Below are 18,921 nucleotides of genomic sequence, written 5' to 3' on the forward strand. Positions count from 1 at the left end.
GCCGGGGCACCGCGTCACAGGCGGCCGGCGCCGCCTGCCAGAAATGCCGAGGACCCCGCAGCGCCCCGCCCGAGAGCGGTCAGGAGGCGTCGGGTGACGTCGTCGGCGTCTCCGCGGCCGTCTATCTCGTGGAGCACACCGGTCGGCCGGTAGCGCTCGAGCAGGGGTTCCGTCTGCCGTGTGTGAACCGCCAGGCGCGCGTGTGCGGTCTCGGCCGTGTCGTCGGCGCGCTGCACGAGGCGGTGCCCACAGTGGTCGCAAAGACCCGGAGTGCGCGGCCTCTTGGTGTCCAGGTGATAGCTGTCCCCGCAGTCGCCGCAGGTTCGACGTCCGGTCAGGCGGCGCAGCAGCGTACGGTCGGGAGCGGTGAGATGGAAGACCGCGGTGAGCCGTCGCCCATGGCCGGCCAGTGCGGCGTCGAGGGCCTCGGCCTGCGCGGGCGTGCGCGGAAAGCCGTCCAGCACCACGCCCGCCGCGCAGGACGGGCCGAGGATCCGGTCCAGGGCCATCTCGGTCACCAGTTCGTCCGGGACGAGGTCGCCGCGCCGCATGTGTGCGGCAGCGGCGGCGCCGAGCCGGGTCCCTTCCGCGACATGGCGGCGCAGCAGGTCGCCGGTGGACAGATGGGGGATGCCCAGGGCCTGCCGGAGCCGGGCGGCCTGAGTGCCCTTTCCCACGCCGGGCGGGCCGATGAGGAGGAGGTCCATGAAGTGCCTTCCGTCGTGCGTGCCGGATGTGCCCACCGTGTGCGGCGGTGCGCCAGGCGGGCAAGGACGGTCCGACCGGTGGTGGGCCGGGTACGGCGAACGGTCGCTCGACCACGACGAACGGTCGGCCGCCGGCGGCCGACAGTCGACAGTCGGCGGTCGGCGGTCGGCGGTCGGCCGAGGCCACGCGGTCCGCCTTGGACGAAGGCCGGAGGCCGGAGCACGGAAGCCGGGGGCCGGAAGCCGGGGGCCGGAAGCCGGAACCGAAAAGGAGGGCCGAAGGCCGGAGTGTGGAGGACGGTGGACGGCGGACGGCGGACGGCGGACGGCGGACGGCGGAAGGCGGAAGGCGGAAGGCGGAAGGCGGACGGCGGACGGCGGAAGGCGGAGACCAGTCAGGCGTCAGCGCCCGCGCCGGACCGGTTCCGCGGATTCGGGCACGTGCACGGCCAGCATGAGGTCCTCCGCACCGGCGGGAGGCCGCCCGAGCCGGGAAACGGCGATCATGACCGCGCAGGCAAGTGGCGTCGACCAGGCCGCGGGTTGCAGACAGAGGGCCCTGGGCCAGCCCGCGGGGGCCGCGCCCAGCGCGGAGATCACCGCGGCTGAGGCGGCCGAGACCCCGCCGACCACAAGTCCGGCGCTCGCGCCGGCCGCCGTCAGCCCGCGCCACCAGATGCCGAGGAGCAGCAGGGGGCAGAGCGTGGCTGCGGAGATCGCGAAGGCCCAGCCCACCACGACGCTGATCTCCAGCGAGCGCGCCGGCAACGCCAGCAGCACGCCCACCGCGGCCCCCGCCACGACCGTCATCCGCAGATCACGCAGCGAGCCGGTGCGCAGATCGTGGCCGATGCCGCCGGCCACCACCAGCAGCAGCCCCGAAGAGGTCGCCAGGAAGGCGGCGTAGGTCCCGGCCGCGACGACCGCCGACAGCGCGGCGCCCCACGGCGGCCCCAGCACCGCCGCGGGCAGGACCAGGGCCACCGTGTCGGTGGGCCCGGTGAGGTACAGCTGCGGGACCACCGTCCGGGCGAGCAGCCCGTACACGGCCGGGGCGAGGAAGAAGAGGCAGAGCAGGGCCAGGGTGACCACCACCGCGCGGCGCGCCGCTCTGCCGTCCGCGCTGGTGTGCAGTCGTACGAGGATGTGCGGCAGGCCCACGGTGCCCAGGACCGTGGCCAGCAGCAGCGACCACGTCTCGAACAGGGGATGCGTGCCGCCGGGCAGGTGGAGGAGAGGGGTGCGCCAGGCGGGACCCCCCAGCTCCCCGGCACCGCCCACCTGGGGAACCGCGGCCCTCCGGGGGAAGCGCACCCGTGCGCCGTCCGCGACCCAGTGGCGCCCCGGCGCCCAGACGGCCGTCCGGTCGTCGACGGTGACGGTGACCGGGCCGCGCACCTGAAGCACGGCGGGCGTGTGGAACTCGACGGTGGTCGCCTGCGGGAAGTGGGTGCCGCGCTCCGGGTGAACGGCCGCGGACCGCCCGGCCGGTCCGACCGCGATGATCAGCGCCAGCGCGGGCACGGCCAGGAAGAGCAGCTTCACGGCGTAGTGGAACGCCTGGACGTACGTCGCCGAGCGCATACCGCCCAGCGCCACGGTCACGGCCACGACGGTGCCCGCGAGCGGCACGGCCAGCGGGTACGGCACCCCGCCGAAGCGTTCCAGGACGAGGCCGGCGCCCTGGAACTGCGGCACCAGATACGTCCAGCCGATGAGCAGGACGGCCAAGCCCGCCAGGCGCCGGGCGGGCGGCGAGCCGAGCCGGTTCTCCACGAAGTCGGGCACGGTGTAGGCGCCGGAGCGCCGCAGCGGTGCCGCGACCGCGACCAGCAGCACCAGATATCCGGCGGTGAAGCCCACCGGGAACCAGAGCACACCGACACCACTGGCCAGCACCAGGCCGGCTACGCCGAGGAACGAGGCCAGCGAAAGGTACTCGCCCGCGATGGCCGCTCCGTTCATCGCCGGGGACACGCCGCGGGCGGCGACGAGGAAGTCGCCCGTGCTGCGCACCACCCGCACGCTGAACATGCCGATGCCCAGCGCGGCCAGCGCCACCAGGGAGATCAGGGCGATGGTCATCGCGTCCGCTCCGCCCGCTCGGCGCGGCGCAGGAGGACCACGGCGGCCAGCAGCAGCAGCGGGTGCGCGAACACGCCGACCAGCAGCCAGGACAGGGGGATGCCGAGCAACCGGATCGTGCCCAGCTGCGGCACGGTGGCGATCAGGAGCGGCAGGGCCAGCAGCAGCGTGGCCAGTGTCAGCACCGTGGCGCCGGCGAGGCGGCGCTGCCGCAGATAGGCGCGCCGGGCGGCGGGTGCGTCGAAGTCCGGTGGCAGGACCAGCTGCCGGCCGGCCGCCGAGCGTCGGGCCAGCGCCAGCCGGGTCTGCGGGCTCACCACCGGCACGCGGCGCGGCCGGCTCATCGCCGCATCCCGCCGGCCCGGCCCTCCCGGGCCGCGGCGAACAGCTGTTCCTTCAGGTGGCGGGCATGGCGGCGGCTCACCGGGACGTCGCCGCCGGCGGTGTGCGCCACCAACTGGCCCACGGCGTCGGTCCGCAGGTCCTCGACCGCGCGCAGGGCGAGCAGGTAGCTGCGGTGCACCCGCAGGAACCCGGCCCGGGACCAGCTGCGTTCCAGGGTGGACAGCGGCATGCGGACCAGGAACCGACCGTCCCGCGTGTCCAGTCGCACATGGTCGCCGTGCGCCTCCACGAACCGCACCTGCTCGCGCCGCACGAACCGGGTGCGGCCCGCGGACTCCACCTTGAGCACGGCCAGGTCACCGGCCGGCTCGGGCGGCGCGCCGGCAGGGGCCCCAGGGGTGGCGGGGGCGGCGCAGGCCCGGCGGACCCGGTCGAGCGCCTGCCGTACCCGTCCGGCGGACGCCGGTTTGAGGAGGTAGTCCACCGCTCCGATCCCGAACGCGTCGACCGCGTGTGCCTGCGAGGCGGTGACGAAGACGACGGCGGGCGGCCGCGCCAGCCGGGAGAGGACCGCGGCCAGCTCCATGCCGTCCAGCCCGGGCATGCCGATGTCGAGGAAGGCGGCGTCGAACTCCCGGTCGCGCAGCAGCTTGAGCGCGGACATCGCGTCGGGGGCCGAGGCCACCTGTCCCACGCCGGGGACGCCGTGCAGCAGGTGCACCAGTTCGTCGAGGCTGAGCGGCTCGTCCTCGACGACCAGCACCGACAGCTCCCCGGTCATCTCGTCGCCATTCCCGGTGACGACAACGGCACCCGGAGGGTGATCCGGGTACCCGCGCCGGGCGCGGTCTCCACCAGCAGCCCGTACTCCGGGCCGTACAGGGTACGAAGCCGCTGGTCCACGTTGGCCAGGCCGATCCCGGAGCGCTCGCCCCGCCCGGCCAGCACCGATTCCGCCAGCTCCGGCTCCATGCCCGCGCCGTCGTCCTCGACGGTGATGGTGCAGTCGGGGCCCAGGGCCGCGCCGGTCACGGTCACCGTCCCGCCGCCCCGCCGCGGTTCGATGCCGTGCCGGATGGCGTTCTCCACCAGCGGCTGGAGGGTGAGGAACGGCAGCGTCACCGGGAGGACCTCGGGGGCGACCCGCACCGAGGTCGACAGCCGGGAGCCGAAGCGGGCCCGTTCGAGCTGCAGGTACACCTCGATGGCGCGGAACTCCTCGGTCACGGTGGTGAACTGTCCGCGCCCGGAGAAGGCGTAACGGGCCAGTTCGGAGAACTGCACCAGCAGGTCCCGGGCCCGCTCCGGGTCGGAACGCACCAGGGACGCGATCGCGGAGAGCGCGTTGTAGAGGAAGTGCGGCGAGATCTGGGCGCGCAGGCGGCTCAGCTCGGCCAGCGCGAGTTCCTCTCTGGCAAGGCCCAGCACGGCTCGCTCCAGGGCCTCGCCGAGCCAGTCCGCGAGCGCCTCCGTCTGGTCGGCCGCGACCTCGCCGCCGGCCACCACCAGCGCCCCCAGCGGTTCCGCACCGGTGAGCAGCGGGGCGGCCACGGCGCCACCGCCGCGCACCGGGCGGCCCTCGGTGAGGGCCCGCTCCGCCAGCTCGCGCACGTCCTCGCGCACTTTCCCGGCGGTGCCGAGCGGTCCGGACAGGTCGCACAGGACGACCCCGTCGGCGTCCAGCAGTCTGCGGGCCCGGCGTGCGACCCGGTCGGCGGCCCGGGGCGTGAGGCCGTCGGCGAGTTCCTCGGCCATCTCACGGGCGGGCCGCAGCACGGCGGCCACGTCGGCGCCGCCGGCTCCGAGCGGACCGCGCCGATGCCTGATCCCCGACGGGTGGACACCGATCACCTACTCACCGTACGACCACGCGGTCCGCCGTGCCGTCCACCGGCCGGCCGACCGTTCGTCGCGCCGCGGGGACCGCTCGTCGCGGACGGCGCGCGGCCCGTCGTAGCGGCCTTCCGGCCACGCGGGGGCCGGGCGCAAGGTCGGTACCAGGCATTCCGCCGAGGAGACGAACCGGCGCAGCCGCGACCATCACACGGCAGAGGAGCAACACCGTGACGGACCGCACTCCGCACCCGAAGCACCCGAAGAGCGACGCGAAGACCACCACCACCGACCTGTTCCCGGCGCCGGGCGCCACCGGCCGACGGCCGCAGGCGGACACCGAGGCCCTCTACGCGCGGGCCGCCGCCGACCGGCTCGGCTTCTGGGCGGAACAGGCCCGCCGGCTGTCCTGGGACCAGCCGTTCACGACGGTCCTGGACGACACCGAGGCGCCGTTCCACCGCTGGTTCACCGACGGCACGCTCAACGCGTCGGCCAACTGTCTCGACCGCCATGTGGCCGCCGGGCTCGGCGACCGGGTGGCCTACCACTGGCACGGCGAGGAGGGCGAGACCCGGACGATCACGTACTCCGGGCTGCTCGACGAGGTGCAGCGGTTCGCGAATGCGCTCGAGGGACTCGGCGTCACCGCCGGCGACGTGGTCGGCATCCACCTGCCGATGATCCCCGAGGCCGTGGTGGCGATGCTCGCCTGCGCCCGGATCGGCGCCGTCCACAACGTCGTCTTCGGCGGCTTCGCCCCCCAGGCGGTCGGCGAGCGGATGGCGGCATGCGACGCCAGGGTCCTGGTCACCGTCGACGGCGCACGCCGCAAGGGCCGCGTCACCGCCGTCAAGCAGACCCTGGAGGACACTCTGGAGGCGCTGCCCGATCTGGAGCACGTCGTGGTCGTCGGCGCCACCGGGGCACCGTGCCCCATGCGTCCCGGCCGCGACAGCTGGTACGCCGATCTGTGCGCCGCCGCCGACCCGGTCTGCCCGGCCGTGCCGCTGCCCGCCGAGCACCCGCTGTTCATCCTCTACTCGTCGGGTTCCACCGCCGCGCCCAAGGGCATCGTCCACAGCACCGGCGGCTACCTGACCGGCGTCTCCTACACCCACCGGATCGTCTTCGACCTGGATCCGGCCCGGGACGTCTGGTTCTGCACCGCGGACATCGGCTGGATCACCGGACACAGCTACCTGGTGTACGGCCCGCTGGCCAACGGTGTCACCTCGGTGCTGTTCGAGGGTGCGCCCGACCACCCGCACAAGGGGATCTGGTGGGAGCTGGTGGAGCGCTACGGCGTCACCCAGCTGTACACCGCCCCCACCGCGATCCGGGCCGCCATGAGCTGGGGCGAGGAGCTGCCGGGCCACTACGACCTGTCCTCGCTGCGCCTGCTGGGCAGCGTGGGCGAGCCGATCAACCCCACGGCCTGGCGCTGGTACCACCGGGTGATCGGCGGCGGCCGCTGCCCGATCGTGGACACCTGGTGGCAGACCGAGACCGGCAGCATCATGATCGCGCCCCTGCCCGGCAGCGCCGGCGCCAAGCCGGGGTCGGCCACCCGCCCGCTGCCGGGCGTGTCCGCCGCGCTCGTCGACGCCGACGGCGCCCCGGTCACCACCGGGACCGGCCTGCTGACCCTCACCGAGCCGTGGCCCAGCATGCTCCGCACCCTGTACGGCGACGACGAGCGCTATCTGAAGACGTACTTCTCCCACTTCGGCAAGGACACCTACGTGGTGGGTGACGCCGCCCGGCTGGACGAGGACGGGGACTTCTGGATCCTCGGCCGCACCGACGACGTGATCAACGTCTCCGGCCACCGGCTGTCCACCGCCGAGATGGAGTCGGCCGTCGCCACGCACCCCGCCGTCGCCGACGTGGCCGTGGTCGCGGTCCCGGACGAACTCACCGGCCAGGCCGTGGTCGCCTTCGTGACCCCGGCCGGCGACCGCCCGGGCGACCCGGCGCTGGACGCCGAGCTGCGCGAGCACATCGCGGTGCGCATCGGCAAGCTGGCCCGCCCCAAGAAGATCGTCTGGGCCGCGGGCCTGCCCAAGACGCGCTCCGGCAAGATCATGCGCCGCCTGCTGCGCGACCTGCTCACCGGCGAGGGCACCGGAGACGTCACCACGCTCGGCGAACCGGACGTGATGGCCGCCCTCACCACCGCCGTGACCCCCACCCACTGACCGTACGAGACGAGAACCGGAACTCCCATGCAGAAGCACAACCACCACGGCATCGTCGTCCTGAGCGGTGTCCGCACCCCCATCGGCAAGTTCGGCGGCGCTCTCGCCGACGTCCCGCCGGCCGACCTGGCCACCCTGGTCACCCGCGAGGCGCTGAAGCGCAGCGGCGTGGCACCCGACGACACCGGACAGGTGGTCTTCGGCCACGTCATCCCCACCGAGCCGCGCGACCTGTACCTGGCCCGGGTGGCCACCGTGCAGGCCGGACTGCCGGTGTCGGTCCCGGCGATGAACGTCAACCGGCTGTGCGGCAGCGGCCTGCAGGCCGTCGTCTCGGCCGCCCAGAGCATCGCCCTGGGTGACTGCCAGGTGGCCGTCGGCGGCGGCGCGGAGGCGATGAGCCGCGGACCCTACTGGCTCCCGCAGGCCCGCTGGGGCGCGCGGATGGGCGACGGCCGGATCCTCGACGCCATGGTGGCGGCGCTCACCGACCCGTTCGACGGCGTCCACATGGGCATCACGGCCGAGAACGTCGCCGAGCGCTGGGAGGTCTCCCGCGAGGACCAGGACGGGCTGGCGCTCACCAGCCACCACCGGGCCGCCGCGGCGACCGCCGAAGGACGCTTCGCCGAGCAGATCGTCCCGGTGGAGATCGCCGGCCGCAAGGGGACGGTCCAGGTCACCACCGACGAGCACACCCGCCCCGGCATCACCGAGGCGGACCTCGCCAAGCTGCGCCCGGCCTTCAAGCCCGGCGGCACCGTCACCGCGGGCAACGCCTCCGGCATCAACGACGCCGCCGCGGCAGTCGTCCTGGCCGACGCGGCCGTCGCCGAGGAGCGTGGTCTGAAGCCTCTGGCCCGCCTGGTGGCCTACCGCCACGTCGGAGTCGAGCCGGCCTACATGGGCATAGGTCCCTCCCCCGCGATCAGTCGCCTGCTGGAGGACACCGGCCTGAAGGTGGACGACATCGACGTCTACGAGGTCAACGAGGCATTCGCCGCCCAGGCCCTGGCCGTGACACGCGAGCTCGGCCTGCCGCCCGAGCGCGTCAACCCGAACGGCAGCGGCATCGGCCTCGGCCACCCGGTCGGCGCCACCGGCGCAGTCCTCACCGTCAAGGCCCTGCACGAACTGCGCCGCATCGGCGGCCGGTACGCCGTGGTGTCGATGTGCATCGGCGGCGGCCAGGGCATCGCCGCACTGTTCGAGCGTGAAGGAGGCGCATGATGACGGCCGACAACCTCTTCGGCGACTGGTCGCAGAAGCCCTTCCGCGACTGGTACGAGGCGATGGAGCAGCAGGCCGCCGAGGCCACCGAGCAGCTCGTCTCCGGCAGCGCCTTCGCGGAGCTGCTCGGCCTGACCGCGGGCAACTTCGCCGCCCTGACCCGGATCAGCGGGGAGACCTGCGACCTGATGCTGCGGAACATGCGGCTGGCCGGGCGTTCCGACGTGACCCGCCTGGGCCGCCAACTGGCCAGGAACGAAGACAAGTTGGAGCGCGTGCTGCAGGAGGTCGAGGACCTGCGCGACCAGCTGACGGACCGGGCGGCCGGCGAGGGGGAGGAATCATGACCGTCCGGCACCCCCTGCACCCGGCCCGGGTGCTGGCCGAAGCCGCCAACCTGATCCTCACCGCGGACCAGGCGAACGTCGCGGCCACCCCCCGCGACGTCGTCTGGACCCACCGCACGACCACCCTGTACCGCTACCGCAGCGACCGGCGCCGCCACCCCGTCCCGGTGCTGCTGGTGTTCGCCCTGATCAACCGTCCGGACGTGTTCGACCTCCGGCCCGGTAACTCCTTCGTGGAGTTCCTGCTCGCCGAGGGCTTCGACGTCTACCTGCTCGACTGGGGCGTACCCGACGAGGAGGACGCCGACCGGGGCCTGGAGCACTACGTCTGCGACCAGCTGCACTGGGCCGTACGCCGGGTGCTGCGCAGCTCCGGCGGCGACCGGGTGTCCCTGGCCGGCTGGTGCATGGGCGCCGCGTTCACCGCGATGTACGCGGCGCTGCACCCGGGCGGCCCGGTGGCCAACACGGTCCTGCTGACCATGCCCTTCGACACCGAGGGCTCGGTGTACCGGCAGTGGGTCACGGCGGACGCCTACGACGTGAGCACGCTGGCGGACCTGCGGGTCGTGCCGGGGCACGCCATCGACTGGGCGAACAAGATGCTCAAGCCGGTGGGCAACTACCTGACCACCTACCGCAGGCTGTGGGACCAGGTGGACCAGGGCACCGTCGACCGGGAGGCCTTCCAGTCGATGGCGCGCTGGGTCGCCGACAACCCGCCGTTCCCGGCCCGCGCCTACCGGGAGTGGATCACCTGGCTGTACCAGGAGAACCGCTTCGCCGCAGGCACCCTGCGGCTGCGTGGGCGGCGCGTGGACCCCGCCGGGATCGACGCCGCCGTCCTCGTGGTGACCGCCGCGCAGGACCACATCGCCCCACGCGCGGGCACCCTGCCCTTCCTCGACCGCGTCGGCGCGACCGACGTCACCCACTTCGACCGCCCGGGCGGGCACATCGGCCTCATGGCCGGCTCCAAGGCCCGGAACCGGATCTGGCCCGACATCGCCGGCTGGCTCGCCGCCCGCTCGGCCACCACCCCCGCAAGGAGCACCTCGTGACCATCACCGCCCCCTTCGCCACCGCCACCACCGACCGGAGCCTGCAGGACCGGGTCGCCCTCGTCACCGGCGGCACCCGCGGCATCGGCGCCGCCATCAGCCGCGGCCTGTTGGGCGCGGGAGCCACGGTCGCCGCCGCCTACGCCGGCAACACCGGGCGTGCCCGCGACTTCGTCGACCAGTGCCGCACCGAGTTCGGCGCGGACGCGGAGCGGGTCAGCGCCCACCAGGCGGACGTCAGCGCCCCGGCGGACTGCCGGCGCCTGGTCGCGGACGTCGTCGACCGTCACGGCCGGATCGACATCCTGGTGAACAACGCCGGCATCACCATCGACCGCACGGTGGCCAGGATGACCGACCACGACTGGCAGCAGGTGCTGGACGTCAACCTCTCGGGCCCCTTCTACCTCGCGCAGGCGGCGCTCGGTTCCATGGTCGAGCAGGGGTCGGGCCGGATCCTGATGATCTCCTCGGTGATCGGCGAGACGGGCAACATCGGCCAGGCCAACTACGCGGCGACCAAGTCCGGGCTGTTCGGACTGACCAAGACCCTCGCCCGGGAGGCCGCGTTCCAGCTGGCCAAGGCCGGCCGGCAGGACCCCTACGGCCCCGGCATCACGGTCAACGCCGTCACCCCCGGCTTCATCGCCACGGAGATGCTGGAGCACATCCCGGCCAAGGTCCTCGACCGCATCGTCGGCCAGGTCCCGCTGGGCCGGCTCGGCCGCCCCGAGGAGGTGGCCCGGCTGGTGCGCTTCCTGGCCGACGACGCCTCCGGCTACATCACCGGACAGGTCTGGGGCGTCAACGGAGGCCTCGACATGTGACCCACCGACTCCCTTCCCGCGCCGCCCGCGCGGGAAGGGCCATCCAGGAAAAACCCATCCCACAGGAGGTGTTCATGCAGGGCATGAGAGCAGAGGAGTACGGCGCCGGCTTCGACCAGGCCGTACGCGGTCTGGCGGACGTCCAGGACAAGTACCGTCACGCCGTCAGGCGGACGGGCCTCGCCGTCGTCGACGCCTGTGAGAAGTCCGTGGTCGCCGCAGTGCGCGTCCAGGAGCAGACCTCGCAGGCCGGCGCCGACTGGGTCGCGGAGACCACGCGCACGCAGACCGGCCTCGCCAAGGAGCTCAGTGCCATCTCGACCGGCGTGCTCCGTCAGCTCCTGGGCTGACCCGAGGCACTCCCCCAGCCGGTGGCCGCCGTACAGGCCACCGGCTTTCGCCTGGGACGGCCGCCGGTCCCGGCTCCAGCGGTCCGGCGCCGCCTCGGGGGTCGCTACGCGGCGGCCACGACCCGGCCGGCCGTGACCCGGGGAGGGTTGGGCAGCAGTGACGCCATGTGCTCGCGTACGAAGTCCGCCGCCGTCCTGACCGACTCCTCGGCTCCCGCCTGGTCTTCGAAGACGCTGGTGGAGACCATGACTCCCTCCCCGGCGTCGACCCAGTAGTACGCCACGAATCCGGGGATCTGGCGCAGGAGCGGCACGAACTCCTCGTCCACCCGGCGTCCCGTCTCGACGGGATCGGTCACGCCTTCGTACCACCGAACCACTCCGTACATGGCTGGTCTCCTGATCGGTCCCTGAGGTCACCTGGCCCGGAACGACGTACCCCCACCGCGCGTCGCTCGCTCGCGGCAGGCCCGGAAGACACCCGGACGGATGCAGGAAACGCGCCGCCCGCTCGGCATCCGACCGAGCGTGACACGCCCGGTACGGCGTGATGGCATGGGGCATGGAGCTGCGGGCGTTCGTGGCGGTGTGGGAGGAGGGCGGGCTGTCCGTACGGGTCGGCGTCCGGGTGACCGCCCTGCGCCGCCCGGATCCCGCCGGCCCCGTCACGCTCACCCTCGACGACGGCGGAGAGCTGGAGGCCGACGAGGTGCTGTTCGCCACCGGCCGCACTCCCGCCACCGGTGACATCGGGCTGGACACGCTCGGTCTCGCCCCCGGCTCCTGGCTGGACGTGGACACCACCTGCCTGTGAACGGTGTCGACGGCGACTGGCTGTACGCCCTGGGCGACGTCAACCACCGTGCGTGCTCACCCATCAGGTCAAGTACCAGGCCCGTGCCGCGGGCGACGCGATCGCCGCCCGCGCCGCCGGCCGCCCCGTGGACGATGCGCTCTAGGGGGACCACGCCACCACCGCCGACCAGCACGCCGTGCCGCAGGTGTTCTTCACCGATCCCGAGGTGGCCGCCGTGGGGCTGAGCGCCGCGCAGGCGGCCGGCGCCGGCCACCGGATCATGACCGTCGACCTCGACTTCGACGTGGCCCAGGGCGCCGAACTGTACGCGGACGGCTACCAGGGCCACGCCCGGCTCGTCGTCGGCCTCGACCGGGAGGTGCTTCCCGGAGTGACCTTTGTCGGTCCCGGGGTCAGCGAACTCCTGCACTCGGCGACCGTAGCGGTCGCGGGCGAGGTCCCGCTCGAACGGCTCCGGCACGCGGTCGCCTGCTTCCCCACGGTCGGCGAGATCTGGCTCTTCCTGCTGGCCGCCTGCCGACAGGACCAGTAGCGGCCTCAGCGGACGTACAGGCCGTCCAGGAGCGCGGTCAGATAGCGGCGGGCCGTCTGCACACGGGCCGCGGGGTCGCCGTGGACGTTCGCGGCGAAGGCGATCCCGCACATCAGCGGGACCAGGTCGTCGGAGGTCAGGTCGGCGCGTACCACCTCGGCGTCGCGGGCCCGCTCGAGCAGCTCGGTGCCGATCGACCGGAGGGTCTGCTTCAGCTCGGTGGTGCGGGGCAGGGCGTCCGTGGACGCCGCGGTGACCGTGGACAGCGATGCGTCGGTGACCTGCGCTTCGATGGTGCGGGTCAGGAAGCCGGCCAGGGCGCGCCCGGGGTCGTCGTCGGCCAGGGCCCGGGCGCCGTGGGCGGCGAGTGCCTCCAGGCTGGGGGTGGCGACCGTCTCCAGGAGCGCCTCGGCGGTGGGAAAGTGGCGATAGACGGTGCCCACGCCCATGCCGGCACGGCGGGCGATGTCGTTGAGCTGCAGTGGTGTGCCCTCGTCCACCAGATCGCGGGCCACAGCGACGATCCGTTCCCAGTTGCGGGCGGCGTCCTTGCGCAGAGGGGCGGTCGTCATACGAGCAGTCTAACCGGATAGCCCATCCGGACCGTTGTGTGGCACGGTCCGAGTGAGCCCACCCGATTCCCCGTCCGAGTGAGTCCACCCGATTCCCCGTCCGAGTGAGCCCACCCGTTCCCCCGTCGGAGCAGGCCGGCGCCGGGGCCGCCCGAGTCGGCGCGAGCCGGCGCGAGCCGGCCGCGGGTCCGCGTCACCGGCCCGTCGGTCGGGTCCGGACCTCGTCAGGCAGTGGTCACCGGCGCGAGGCGCTCGCTGAGGCGGCGGACGGCTTCGGCGACGCGGGGATCGGCTGCGGCCCGGAAGGGCGCGACCGGATGCGCCTGGGGTCCGATGACGACGCCGGTCCGGCCGGCCAGCGAACCGTCGGTCGCGGCGAAAATCGAGGACCTCGCCGCCAGGGACGCCGGTCCGGAGGTCGAGCGCTCGAACTTGCGCCGGACCAGCGGCCACAGCAGCCGCAGCCCCGGCGAGACGATCTTCGGGTCGGTCATGGTGCCGTTGGTCATGTCGGTCGCGGCGCCGCCCGGGTCCGCCGCGAAGACCGAGACGCCCGTGCCGTCCAGCCGTTCCGCCAGCTCCAGCGTGTAGGCGAGGTTGGCCAGCTTGGCGCGCCCGTACCAGTGGAAGCCGTAGTAGCCGCCCGGCGGCTCGACGGCGTCGAAGACGCGCTTCGCCACGCCGACCGCGCCCGAGGTGACGTTCACTATCCGGCTCGGCGAGCCGGCTCGCAGTACGGGCAGCAGCAGTTCGGTCAGCAGATACGGCGAGAGGTGGTTGACGGCGAACGTCGCCTCGATCCCGTCGACCGATTCCTGCCGGTCCGCGAACATGGCTCCCACGTTGTTGACCAGCACGGTCAGCGGACCGTCCGCCGCGATCCGGCCGGCGAGCGCGCGAACGGCGCCGAGCGAGGCGAGGTCGGCGGCCAGGAACCGGGCGGAGTGCGCCGGTGCCGTGCCGTTGATCCGTTCGACCGCCCGCGCGCCGCGCTCGCCGTCGCGGCCGACCAGGGTGACCGCGAGGCCCGCCTCGGCCAGCCCCAAGGCGGTCTCCAACCCGATTCCCGCCGTCCCTGCCGTGACCACCGCTGTCTGCTTCATGGCGCAACCCGTTCCGCGTATATGGATACATCATCCGGTTGACGTCACCGTAGCAGATCCGGATGACCTATCCGTTTAGGTTGTCAGTCTTGCGGGGTCGTATCGCGCCTGGACCTGGCGTTCCCTATCGGGCCGGAGCGGGGGGAAGCTCACCCAGCGCCCGCATGAGGGCGATCTGGGCCCGGTCCCGCTGGGCCGCGAGCTCCCCGATGGGCCGGTCACCGAGGTAGGCCCGGGCCTGCTCGCTCAAGAGCTTGACCGTGGTCTCGTCGAAGGCCGGGTCGCCCAGGTACTTCCAGCTCCGCTCCATCGCGGGTGCGAAATGCGAGAGGAAGTGGGCGAACCCGCCGGAGCCGCCGCCCAGATGGAAGCTCTGGAAGGGTCCGGCAACCGCCCAACGCGGACCGATCGACGAGGTGACGAGCTCGTCGAGCTCCTGCTCGGTCACCACTCCCTCGGCCACCAGATGGACGCACTCGCGGAACAAGGCCGCCTGCAGACGGTTGGCGACGAAGCCCGGAACCTCCTTGCGCAGCACCTGGGGCTTCTTGCCCAGCGCGCTGTAGAAGGCGCGCGCCCGCTCAATGGTCTCCTCGGAGGTGAGTTCCCCCGGAGCGATCTCGACGAGGGGCACCAGGTGGGGCGGGTTGAAGGGGTGGCCGACGATCAGGCGCTCGGGCCGCTCGAGGATCGTGGCGATCCGACTGGCCGGAAGACCGGAGGTCGAAGTGGCGAAGAGCGCGTGGGCGGGAGCGTTCTCCTCGATGGTGGCCCATATCCGGTGCTTGACCTCCAGACGCTCCGGACCGTTCTCCTGGACGACGTCGGCGTGGGCCACCGCGGCAGCCAGATCGGCCTCGAAACGCAGACGGGCGGTCAGATCGCCGGTGTCCAGGCCCAGCTCTTCCAGCGATGGGACGATCTCGGCCAGTCCTGCGCGCACCTGGCTCTCCGCAGTGGGGGCCGGGTCGCTGACGGTGACCTCGCATCCGTGGGCGAGGCACAGGGCTGCCCAGGACGTGCCGATGACGCCGGCCCCGACGACGGTGACGTTCCGGAACGGTTCCGCCATCGCGGTGTTCATGTGGTTCATGGTGTGCGATTCCTTACGAGTGACAGCGGCGCTTCGCTGACGCCGCATGAGGGGGTGAAGGCTGCCGTGAGGGCTCGCGGAGTCGCTGCTGCAGCCGCCGGCTCGCGTCGATCACGGCGTCGCCGTGGTCTTCCTCGACCTGGACATCGATAACGGTGCAGACCCGTCCGGAGGACCAGTCCGGCACACCCACGGAGGCCGAGATCGGCACCTGGGTGAACTCGTATGTCGAACGCTGCGTGATGCGGCAGCTGGTCGAGGAAGTCGCGCAGCCGCTTGGGGAACTCCTGCCGGTCGGGACAGGGAAGACGAGACACAAAGACTCCTTGTGGGAATGCGAGGCGAATTCCGCTCTGCGACGGCAGTGGACGGGCCACTCGGCATTCCGGGCCGTACCGCCGCATGGATGACGCCTCCACCGCCTCGATGACCAGTCATTGCATGAGGTGGTCACCTTCATGGGGCTATGGGTCGACTGCCTGCATTTGTCAATCTAAGCGACGGCGACGGCGACTCGGCGATGCCCGACTACAAGTTCTGGTAGTTGTTCCTCTGACCGGTGCGGCGCCGCATTCCGGACAAAGTGCTACCGCAGCCGGGCGCGCGCGTATGACCGCTCGTCCCGATCCGGGGTTCGCGACGAGAGGACCGCCTCGGATGCAGGGCGGGCTTCGCCGCCCTAGGGCTGGTGATAGAGGCGGAGGGCGACCAGGGAGGCGACGAGGCCGTCGCCGCTGCGCGGATCGAGCCCGGTGAGTTCGTTCCACCGGCCGAGCCGGTACGCCAGCGAGTTCGGGTGCAGGTGCAGGCCGCGGGCAGCGGCGGCAACCGACAGGCCGTGGTCGGCGAACGCGACCACGGCCGCGGCCAGATGGGGGTCCGTGCGCGCGGTGGCCACGGCCCTGGTGAACAGCGGGGCCAGGCGGGTGGCCTGCCCGCCGAGGCTGGCGGCCAGCCAGGAGTCGGCGAAATGCACGACGCGGCGCTGCCCGCCCGTCCGGGACAGCGCCTGCGTCGCGTCGGTGATGCTGTCCACCGCACCGGCCAGGCCCGGGCGGGACAGGCCGATGCCGATCGCGGTGGCGTCCCGCCGCGGCGGGATCGCCGCGGCGGCCGCGGCGACGGCGTCCGGGTCGTGCCGCTGGCCCAGGACCAGGAGCCGGGTGCCGGCGGTGGCGCAGTGGAGTTCGCCGGGCAGGGCGATCAGTCGATGGCGCAGTTGCTCGGTGCGGTCGTCCGGCCAGTCCTCGGCGGGCAGGCACAGCGCCTGGAACTCGCCGTCGGGTTGGTAGCCGAGCGCCTGGGCCAGGGGCGCCGCCGCCTCCGACCGGACGGAGTCGGCGGTGAGCGCGGCGAACAACCGGTGGGCGAGCGTGGCCCGGGTGACCTGGGCACGCCGGACTTCCTCGCTGTAGGCCTCGGAGGCGTTGCCGGTGAGGACCCGGATCCAGGTCCAGATGAGGGTGACCAGATGCGTCAGGTCGCCCACGTGCTCGGGGTGGTCGGTCGTGGCCTGCTGCAGGATCCTGTCCCAGGCCTCGCGGAAGGTGATGTGGTAGGCGCCGAGCATCAGTTCGAGGGGCAGGCCCTGCTGGGCGCGCCGCCGGCCGAGTTCCCGGGCGTGTGCGGTGTCCTCGTCGCCGGGCAGGGTCTGTTCGGCGATGCCGGCCAGCAGCATGCGGCCCTGATACAGCACGAACTCGCGGTGTTCCTCCGCCGGCACGACGGCGTACTCCGGGATCTCCGCCCGGATTTGCCGGACGACCTCGTGACTGATCGTCGGCAGGTTCCCGGCGATGTGTGCGCAGATCAGGGCCACGGCCTGCCGGGCCGCGTCCGAGAGTGGCACCGTCAGAGCGGCTTTCTCGGATTCCACAAGCCTGAGCTTATCAAGACGCGTCTTCCGTCACCGCGGTCGATCTCCTGTAGTGGAAAGCCCGAAGCACCGACCGGGCAGCTCGGTCTCGGTTCCCAGAAGTCGGCGGACCCAGTTCGTGGTTTCCACAAATCAATGCCGGAGATGTCCGGGCTTTCGCCGTAGTTCGCACCCCCGGCCCAGTGAAATGCTCGAAGCGTCAGGTAAACGAGTGAAACAGGCGCGGGACCACCCGCCGGGATCGAGGTCACACATGCCGGTCGGCTTCACTGTGGGCGACTACCTTCTTGCCAGGCTCACCGAGATCGGTGTCCGGCACGTGTTCGGTGTGCCGGGCGACTACAACATGGCGTTCCTCGATCACATCATGGAGCACGACCGGATCAGCTGGGTCGGCAACGCCAACGAGCTCAACGCGGCCTACGCGGCCGACGGCTACGCCCGCGTCAACGGGGCCGGTGCCCTGCTGACCACCTACGGGGTGGGCGAGCTCAGCGCGATCAACGGGATCGCCGGCGCGTACGCCGAGTACGTCCCGGTGATCCACATCGTGGGCGCACCTTCCACGGCGGCCCAACAAGCCCGCGCCCTGCTCCACCACACCCTCGGTGACGGCGACTACCGGCACTTCGTCCGGGCGCACGCCGAGGTCACCGTGGCACAGGCCTACCTGAGCACGGGCAACGCGATCGCCGAGATCGACCGGGTGCTGGCCACCAGCCGACGGGAACGCCGTCCCGGCTACCTGGTGCTGCCCACGGACGTGGCCGCGAGCCCGGCCGAGCCGCCGGCGCAGCCGCTCCCCGTACCGGCACCGGAGACCTCGGCCCGGGAACTGGCGCGGTTCACCGACGCCGCACGCGCCATGCTGGCCGAGGCCGACACGCTGGGTCTGCTCGCGGACTTCCTGGCCGACCGGTTCGGTGTCCGGGCCGAGTTGGCCGAGCTGGTCGCCGCCGGCCGGATTCCGAACGCGACGCTTTCCATGGGCAAAGGCGTACTCGACGAGAGCGCCCGGACGTTCGTCGGCACCTACTGTGGCGCCGCGAGCTCCGAGCGGGTGCTCGCCGCCGTCGAGCAGGCCGACGTGCTGCTGTCGGTCGGTGTGCGGTTCAGCGACAGCACCACCGCGTTCAGCCACCGTGTCGACGCCGCGCGGACCATCGACGTGCAGCCGTTCGCCACGCACATCGGCGACCAGGTCTTCGCTCCCCTGCCGATGCGCGACGCGGTGCGCGCGCTGACCGCGGTGCTGGCCGAGTCCGGCCGGTCGTGGGCGCGCCCGGATCTTCCGCCGGCCTCAGCGGATCGCCTGGCCGGCGACGCTTCCCGCGACAGTACGGACGCCCTGCGCCACGCGACGCTCTGGCCGGCGGTCCAGAGCTTCCTGAGGGAGGGCGACACGGTGGTCGCCGAGCTGGGCACCTCGCTCTTCGGGGCGCAGGCGATGCGGCTGCCGGCCGGGGCCACGTTCATCGGCCAGCCTCTGTGGGCGTCGATCGGGTACACCCTGCCGGCGGCCCTGGGCGCGCAGCTCGCGGCGCCGGGGCGGCGCACGATCCTGCTCATCGGGGACGGGTCGGCACAGGTGACCGCTCAGGAGCTCGGCACCCATCTGCGGGAAGGCTGCACGCCGATCGTGCTGCTGCTCAACAACGGCCGCTACACCATCGAAAACGTCCTCCACGGTGGGGAGCGCCGCTACAACGACATTCCCCGGTGGAACTGGAGGCTGCTCCCGGCGGCCATGGGAGGCGAGTCGGCGGTCACCCTGCGGGCGAGCACACCGGCCGAGCTGAGCACGGCACTGGCCCGCGCCGCCGATCCGGCCGATCTGGTGCTGCTGGAGGCCCTGCTGCCCCCGTCGGACGTCCCGGACGTCCTCGTACGGGCCACGGAGCGGCCGCTCGCCGCCGCCGACCGTCCCGGCCCGAGCTGACGC

General features: G+C 72.8%; 17 protein-coding genes and 1 pseudogene. 8 read left to right on the forward strand and 10 right to left on the reverse strand.

The window, feature by feature from the left end:
- Positions 1–14: 14 nt before the first annotated feature.
- The 5 genes from ABZ919_RS18675 to ABZ919_RS18695 all read right to left on the reverse strand — a co-directional run bounded on the left by ABZ919_RS18675 (position 15) and on the right by ABZ919_RS18695 (position 4,988).
- Positions 15–707, reverse strand: coding sequence for an adenylate kinase (locus ABZ919_RS18675; RefSeq protein WP_361248657.1), 693 nt, complete (start codon positions 705–707; stop codon positions 15–17).
- Positions 708–1,109: 402 nt separating this feature from the next.
- Positions 1,110–2,792 carry a cation acetate symporter gene (locus ABZ919_RS18680; RefSeq protein WP_361248659.1) on the reverse strand — a complete coding sequence of 561 codons (1,683 nt, stop codon included), beginning with the start codon at positions 2,790–2,792 and terminating at the stop codon, positions 1,110–1,112.
- Positions 2,789–3,136: a hypothetical protein gene (locus ABZ919_RS18685; protein ID WP_361248661.1), complete on the reverse strand. Its 348-nt coding sequence runs from the start codon at positions 3,134–3,136 to the stop codon at positions 2,789–2,791. Before ABZ919_RS18685 ends, ABZ919_RS18680 begins: the two co-directional genes overlap by 4 nt.
- Positions 3,133–3,918 carry a LytTR family DNA-binding domain-containing protein gene (locus ABZ919_RS18690; protein ID WP_361248663.1) on the reverse strand — a complete coding sequence of 262 codons (786 nt, stop codon included), beginning with the start codon at positions 3,916–3,918 and terminating at the stop codon, positions 3,133–3,135. The genes ABZ919_RS18685 and ABZ919_RS18690 overlap by 4 nt, the downstream gene beginning before the upstream one ends.
- The gene (locus ABZ919_RS18695; RefSeq protein ID WP_361248665.1) at positions 3,915–4,988 is read right to left on the reverse strand and encodes a histidine kinase; all 1,074 of its coding nucleotides are present in this window, start codon (positions 4,986–4,988) and stop codon (positions 3,915–3,917) included. The genes ABZ919_RS18690 and ABZ919_RS18695 overlap by 4 nt, the downstream gene beginning before the upstream one ends.
- Positions 4,989–5,200: 212 nt before the next feature.
- Between ABZ919_RS18695 and acs the strand changes: the two genes are divergently transcribed.
- From acs to ABZ919_RS18725, 6 genes are all read left to right on the forward strand, one after another.
- Complete coding sequence (acs, locus tag ABZ919_RS18700) at positions 5,201–7,171, forward strand: acetate--CoA ligase (protein WP_361248667.1); 1,971 nt, start codon at positions 5,201–5,203, stop codon at positions 7,169–7,171.
- Between the two features lie 27 nt (positions 7,172–7,198).
- Positions 7,199–8,401 (forward strand): beta-ketothiolase BktB, encoded by a 1,203-nt coding sequence (bktB, locus tag ABZ919_RS18705; RefSeq protein WP_361248668.1) that lies wholly within the window; start codon positions 7,199–7,201, stop codon positions 8,399–8,401.
- Positions 8,398–8,748, forward strand: a complete 351-nt coding sequence (locus ABZ919_RS18710; protein ID WP_361248670.1) for a hypothetical protein — start codon at positions 8,398–8,400, stop codon at positions 8,746–8,748. The genes bktB and ABZ919_RS18710 overlap by 4 nt, the downstream gene beginning before the upstream one ends.
- Positions 8,745–9,809, forward strand: a complete 1,065-nt coding sequence (locus ABZ919_RS18715) for an alpha/beta fold hydrolase (protein ID WP_361248672.1) — start codon at positions 8,745–8,747, stop codon at positions 9,807–9,809. The genes ABZ919_RS18710 and ABZ919_RS18715 overlap by 4 nt, the downstream gene beginning before the upstream one ends.
- Positions 9,806–10,636, forward strand: coding sequence for a 3-oxoacyl-ACP reductase FabG (gene fabG, locus ABZ919_RS18720; protein WP_361248674.1), 831 nt, complete (start codon positions 9,806–9,808; stop codon positions 10,634–10,636). Before ABZ919_RS18715 ends, fabG begins: the two co-directional genes overlap by 4 nt.
- An 83-nt stretch (positions 10,637–10,719) precedes the next feature.
- Positions 10,720–10,986 carry a hypothetical protein gene (locus ABZ919_RS18725; protein ID WP_361248676.1) on the forward strand — a complete coding sequence of 89 codons (267 nt, stop codon included), beginning with the start codon at positions 10,720–10,722 and terminating at the stop codon, positions 10,984–10,986.
- A 104-nt stretch (positions 10,987–11,090) separates the two neighbouring features.
- On the opposite strand, the gene ABZ919_RS18730 is transcribed toward ABZ919_RS18725, so the two are convergent.
- Positions 11,091–11,375, reverse strand: a complete 285-nt coding sequence (locus ABZ919_RS18730) for a hypothetical protein (RefSeq protein WP_361248678.1) — start codon at positions 11,373–11,375, stop codon at positions 11,091–11,093.
- Between the two features lie 206 nt (positions 11,376–11,581).
- Here ABZ919_RS18730 and ABZ919_RS18735 point away from each other — a divergent pair.
- Positions 11,582–12,335 (forward strand): annotated as a pseudogene (locus tag ABZ919_RS18735) (FAD-dependent oxidoreductase); the annotation flags it as partial.
- A 5-nt stretch (positions 12,336–12,340) separates the two neighbouring features.
- On the opposite strand, the gene ABZ919_RS18740 reads toward ABZ919_RS18735, so the two are convergent.
- The 4 genes from ABZ919_RS18740 to ABZ919_RS18755 all read right to left on the reverse strand — a co-directional run bounded on the left by ABZ919_RS18740 (position 12,341) and on the right by ABZ919_RS18755 (position 16,979).
- Positions 12,341–12,907, reverse strand: a complete 567-nt coding sequence (locus ABZ919_RS18740) for a helix-turn-helix domain-containing protein (RefSeq protein WP_361248679.1) — start codon at positions 12,905–12,907, stop codon at positions 12,341–12,343.
- Between the two features lie 224 nt (positions 12,908–13,131).
- Positions 13,132–14,010, reverse strand: coding sequence for an SDR family NAD(P)-dependent oxidoreductase (locus tag ABZ919_RS18745; RefSeq protein ID WP_361248682.1), 879 nt, complete (start codon positions 14,008–14,010; stop codon positions 13,132–13,134).
- 124 nt (positions 14,011–14,134) lie between these two features.
- Positions 14,135–15,103, reverse strand: a complete 969-nt coding sequence (locus ABZ919_RS18750; protein ID WP_361248685.1) for a 3-hydroxyacyl-CoA dehydrogenase NAD-binding domain-containing protein — start codon at positions 15,101–15,103, stop codon at positions 14,135–14,137.
- Positions 15,104–15,782: 679 nt separating this feature from the next.
- On the reverse strand, positions 15,783–16,979 hold the full coding sequence (locus ABZ919_RS18755) for a helix-turn-helix domain-containing protein (RefSeq protein WP_361248687.1): 1,197 nt from the start codon (positions 16,977–16,979) through the stop codon (positions 15,783–15,785).
- A 253-nt stretch (positions 16,980–17,232) separates the two neighbouring features.
- On the opposite strand from ABZ919_RS18755, the gene ABZ919_RS18760 reads away from it, so the two are divergent.
- Positions 17,233–18,918 (forward strand): alpha-keto acid decarboxylase family protein, encoded by a 1,686-nt coding sequence (locus ABZ919_RS18760; protein ID WP_361248689.1) that lies wholly within the window; start codon positions 17,233–17,235, stop codon positions 18,916–18,918.
- Positions 18,919–18,921: the final 3 nt, after the last annotated feature.

This window comes from Streptomyces sp. NPDC046759 (assembly GCF_040645475.1).
Classification (GTDB): domain Bacteria; phylum Actinomycetota; class Actinomycetes; order Streptomycetales; family Streptomycetaceae; genus Streptomyces.

Bases quoted from the DNA above. Each gene is read 5' to 3' on its own strand.
- ABZ919_RS18675 (WP_361248657.1), bottom strand. From the start codon at position 707: ATGGACCTCCTCCTCATCGGCCCGCCCGGCGTGGGAAAGGGCACTCAG.
- ABZ919_RS18730 (WP_361248678.1), bottom strand. From the start codon at position 11,375: ATGTACGGAGTGGTTCGGTGGTACGAAGGCGTGACCGATCCCGTCGAG.
- bktB (WP_361248668.1), top strand. From the start codon at position 7,199: ATGCAGAAGCACAACCACCACGGCATCGTCGTCCTGAGCGGTGTCCGC.
- ABZ919_RS18690 (WP_361248663.1), bottom strand. From the start codon at position 3,918: ATGACCGGGGAGCTGTCGGTGCTGGTCGTCGAGGACGAGCCGCTCAGC.
- ABZ919_RS18750 (WP_361248685.1), bottom strand. From the start codon at position 15,103: ATGAACCACATGAACACCGCGATGGCGGAACCGTTCCGGAACGTCACC.
- ABZ919_RS18710 (WP_361248670.1), top strand. From the start codon at position 8,398: ATGATGACGGCCGACAACCTCTTCGGCGACTGGTCGCAGAAGCCCTTC.
- ABZ919_RS18685 (WP_361248661.1), bottom strand. From the start codon at position 3,136: ATGAGCCGGCCGCGCCGCGTGCCGGTGGTGAGCCCGCAGACCCGGCTG.
- ABZ919_RS18745 (WP_361248682.1), bottom strand. From the start codon at position 14,010: ATGAAGCAGACAGCGGTGGTCACGGCAGGGACGGCGGGAATCGGGTTG.
- ABZ919_RS18725 (WP_361248676.1), top strand. From the start codon at position 10,720: ATGAGAGCAGAGGAGTACGGCGCCGGCTTCGACCAGGCCGTACGCGGT.
- ABZ919_RS18680 (WP_361248659.1), bottom strand. From the start codon at position 2,792: ATGACCATCGCCCTGATCTCCCTGGTGGCGCTGGCCGCGCTGGGCATC.
- ABZ919_RS18740 (WP_361248679.1), bottom strand. From the start codon at position 12,907: ATGACGACCGCCCCTCTGCGCAAGGACGCCGCCCGCAACTGGGAACGG.
- ABZ919_RS18760 (WP_361248689.1), top strand. From the start codon at position 17,233: ATGCCGGTCGGCTTCACTGTGGGCGACTACCTTCTTGCCAGGCTCACC.
- ABZ919_RS18715 (WP_361248672.1), top strand. From the start codon at position 8,745: ATGACCGTCCGGCACCCCCTGCACCCGGCCCGGGTGCTGGCCGAAGCC.